General features: G+C 72.6%; 2 protein-coding genes, 1 pseudogene and 1 riboswitch. All 3 genes and pseudogenes read left to right on the plus strand.

What is annotated here, in order from left to right; genetic code table 11:
* The first annotated feature begins 120 nt into the window (after positions 1-120).
* Complete coding sequence (locus QM638_RS14240; RefSeq protein ID WP_415142779.1) at positions 121-897, plus strand: ABC transporter ATP-binding protein; 777 nt, start codon at positions 121-123, stop codon at positions 895-897.
* 71 nt (positions 898-968) lie between these two features.
* Complete coding sequence (locus QM638_RS14245; RefSeq protein WP_415142780.1) at positions 969-1,637, plus strand: (2Fe-2S) ferredoxin domain-containing protein; 669 nt, start codon at positions 969-971, stop codon at positions 1,635-1,637.
* A 97-nt stretch (positions 1,638-1,734) separates the two neighbouring features.
* A riboswitch (cobalamin riboswitch) is annotated at positions 1,735-1,973 on the plus strand.
* Positions 1,974-2,082: 109 nt separating this feature from the next.
* Positions 2,083-3,348: pseudogene (locus QM638_RS14250) on the plus strand (5-methyltetrahydropteroyltriglutamate--homocysteine S-methyltransferase); the annotation flags it as partial.

The following is a 3,348-nucleotide window of genomic DNA, read 5'->3' on the forward strand; positions in this document are numbered from 1 at the left end:
ATCTCATCCTGGACATCGCTCCAGGTCTGGAACGGGTCAAGCGAGCAGGGCAGTGACCTGGTGGCACCCGGGGTGCATCGGCGCTCTGTCTGAGAACGCCGACAAGAGGATGGTGGACCAGTGAGCGCCGCGATCGCTGCCCACGAGGTGAGCTGGGGCGTGCGGCGCAGGCCCATCCTGCGCGCCGTCGACCTGGTCGCGCGGCCGGGTCTGGTGACCGGGCTGCTGGGGCCCAACGGATCCGGCAAGTCCTCGCTGCTGCGGGTCCTCGCCGGGCTGGTGCGGCCGGACGCGGGGGTGGTGCGCATCGCGGGGCGGGACGTGCACCGGATGCGAGCCAGGGAGCGGGCGCGGAGCATCGCGCTGGTGGAGCAGGACGCGGTCACCGGCTGGGACCTGTCGGTGCGCGAGGTGGTCGAGTTGGGACGGGTGCCCTATCGCTCGCGGTTCGCCACCGGCGACGCCGGCGGCCGCGACGCGGTGGACTCCGCGCTGGCGCTCGCGCAGGTCGCGGGCCTGGCCGAGCGCCGCTGGCGTGAGCTCTCCGGCGGTGAACGGCAGCGCACCCATCTGGCGCGCTCGCTCGCCCAGCAGCCGGAGATCCTGCTGCTCGACGAGCCGACCAACCATCTCGACCTGGGCCACCAGATCGACTTCCTGGCGAAGGTGCGCCGGCTGGGTCTGACCGTGGTCGCCGCCCTGCACGACCTGGAGCTGGCGGCGGCGTACTGCGACGACCTGATCGTGCTCGACGCCGGTCGGATCGTGGCGGCCGGCGCCGTCGAGAGGGTGCTGACACCGGAGCTGATCGCCGCCGTGTACGGCGTGGACGCGACCGTCGAGCCACACCCGACCCGGTCGCGACCGCACGTGCGGTGGAACGGGGTGATCGGATGAGTCGGGCACCGCGGCCGCCGGCTGGCCCCCGGGCTGGCCCCCGGGCTGGCTCTGGGACGGTCCTGGTGGCGATGGGGGTGGCCGACGCGGTCGCGCACGAGCGCCTGGCCGCGCTCGCGGCCGACTGCGGGGCCGGCCTGGCCCATCTGCAGCTGGGGGAGCCGTCGCTTCGCGCCGAACTGGATCGGCTGGCCGCCGACGGCGTCGACGAGATCACCCTGGTCGGCGTCACCGCCGGCGGAGATCCCCCCGGCAACTCGTGGCTGCGGCGGGTGGCGGCGCACTGGTGGCGTGCCCAGCAGGAGCCTCCCACGGTGTGGGTGGGGACGCACGTGATCGCCGGAGCGGCAGAGCTGAGTGACGCGCTGCGCCGGGCTCGACCGATCACCGGGGCCGAGCCGCCGCTGACCTCGGCGGCGTGGGAGGAGGTGCCCGGGCATCGGCACCAGGTCTTCGTCTGTCGGGGTCCGCGGTGCACCGCCCAGGGCGCCGACCGTACCGCGGCGGAGCTCGGGCACCGACTGGCGGTGGAGGGGCTCGGCGACGACGACGTGCTGGTGACACAGACCGGCTGCCAGTTCCCGTGCAACCACGCACCGGTGGTCACGGTGCATCCCGACGACGTCTGGTACGGCGGGGTCGACGAGGAGGCGGCACGACGCATCGTCGAGGAGCATCTCGTCGCCGGCCGGGTGGTCGCTGAGCATCGGCTCGCCCGTGGCCGGAGTCGGGACGAGTAGCGGCGCTCGCGGCGCCCTCGCGGACCCGGAACCTCTGGCTGGACGGCAATGAGATATCCCACTGTGGACACCTCCCACGAGGACAGCTCGCGGGCCTAGGCTGCGATGTGCAGCTGGTTCGCCATCCCAGCCAGGGATGGCGTCGCAAGAGGGAACCCGGTGGAAGTCCGGGACTGCCCCGCAGCGGTGAGCGGAAACGACCGCCGACTACAGCACTGGGCGCGAGCCCGGGAAGCGTCGGCCAGTAGGGATCTCGACAAGCTCGATCGAGGAGAACAACTCGATCGTCGAAAGCGTCCGCGAGTCCGAAGACCTGCCAGCGGCGCCGTCTCCACCCGGGGACGGCAGGTCTGCGACTCCCGAGGGAGGAGTCCCGACGCTCAGCCGGGGCGCCTGGTCGCTCGCTGTCGCAGGCCGTCACCGACGAGCTCGCGAGGGATGAGCCATGACCAGCAACACCACTGTGCCGCCGATCGGCGCGACGATCCTGGGATACCCCCGAATCGGGCGGAACCGGGAGCTCAAACGCGCCCTGGAGTCCTCTTGGGCCGGACGTGCGGACCAGGACGCGCTCAGGCAGGTGGCCGCGGACGTGCGAGAGGACGCGCGCCGGGCCCAGCGGGCGGCGGGCCTGGACACGCTGCCCGCCAACACCTTCAGCTTCTACGACCAGATGCTCGACACCTCGCTGATGCTCGGCGTGGTGCCGGAGCGGTTCCGGACCATCCAGGGCGGTCTGGGACGCGACGGCACGCCGTTGCGCCGCTACTTCGCGATGGCTCGGGGCACCGACGAGGTGGCTCCCCTGGAGATGACGAAGTGGTTCGACACCAACTACCACTACCTGGTGCCGGAGATCGGGGCGACGACGTCGTTCGTACTCGACCCGGCCAAACCGGTCGCCGATCTCGCCGAGCACCACCCGCAGGTGAGCTCGGCACGCCCGGTCGTGGTCGGTCCGTGGACCTACCTGAGCCTGGCGAAGGCGAGCGCGGAGGCCCCGACGGGGTTCACGCCGCTCGACCGCCTCGATGACCTGGTGCGGACCTACGCCGAGCTGCTGGGTCATCTCGCCCGCGCCGGAGCCGCCTGGGTGCAGCTCGACGAGCCGGCTCTGGTCCGTGACCTCTCGCCGGCTCAGGTCGAGCGGGTCCACGATCTCTATGCCACCCTGGCCGCGGTCTCCGAGCGCCCGGCGATCCTGGTGGCGACCTACTTCGGCACGCCGGTGGAGGCGCTGCCCGCGCTCGCGGCCACCGACGTCGACGGCATCGGCCTCGACCTGACCCGGGGCGTCACCGCGGCCAGCCTGGCAGACGTGCACGGGCTGCGCACCAAGGACCTCGTCCTGGGCGCGGTCGACGGCCGCAACATCTGGCGCGCCGATCTGGAGGCCGTCCACCAGGAGCTGCAGGAATGGCGCGGGCTCGGTCGCCGGCTCTCGGTCGCCACGTCCTGCTCGCTGCTGCACGTTCCGTACGACGTCTCGATCGAGGACGGGATCGACGACGCGCTGCGTGCCAATCTCGCCTTCGCCGATCAGAAGCTGGCCGAGGTGGTCGCGCTGCAGCGAGCGCTCGACGGAGACCAGGAGGCCGCGGCCGAGGCGTTCGCGGCCAGTGCCGAGGCGATCGCGCGACGGGGCTCGATCCGCGGGCGGGTCGAGCCGGAGACCGCCGCCCGCGCCGCGGCCGTCGTACCGACCGACCGG

This window comes from Nocardioides sp., assembly GCF_047606145.1.
Taxonomy (GTDB): domain Bacteria; phylum Actinomycetota; class Actinomycetes; order Propionibacteriales; family Nocardioidaceae; genus Nocardioides.

Coding starts and splice junctions, on each gene's coding strand:
- QM638_RS14245 (WP_415142780.1), top strand. CDS start 969: ATGGGGGTGGCCGACGCGGTCGCGCACGAGCGCCTGGCCGCGCTCGCG.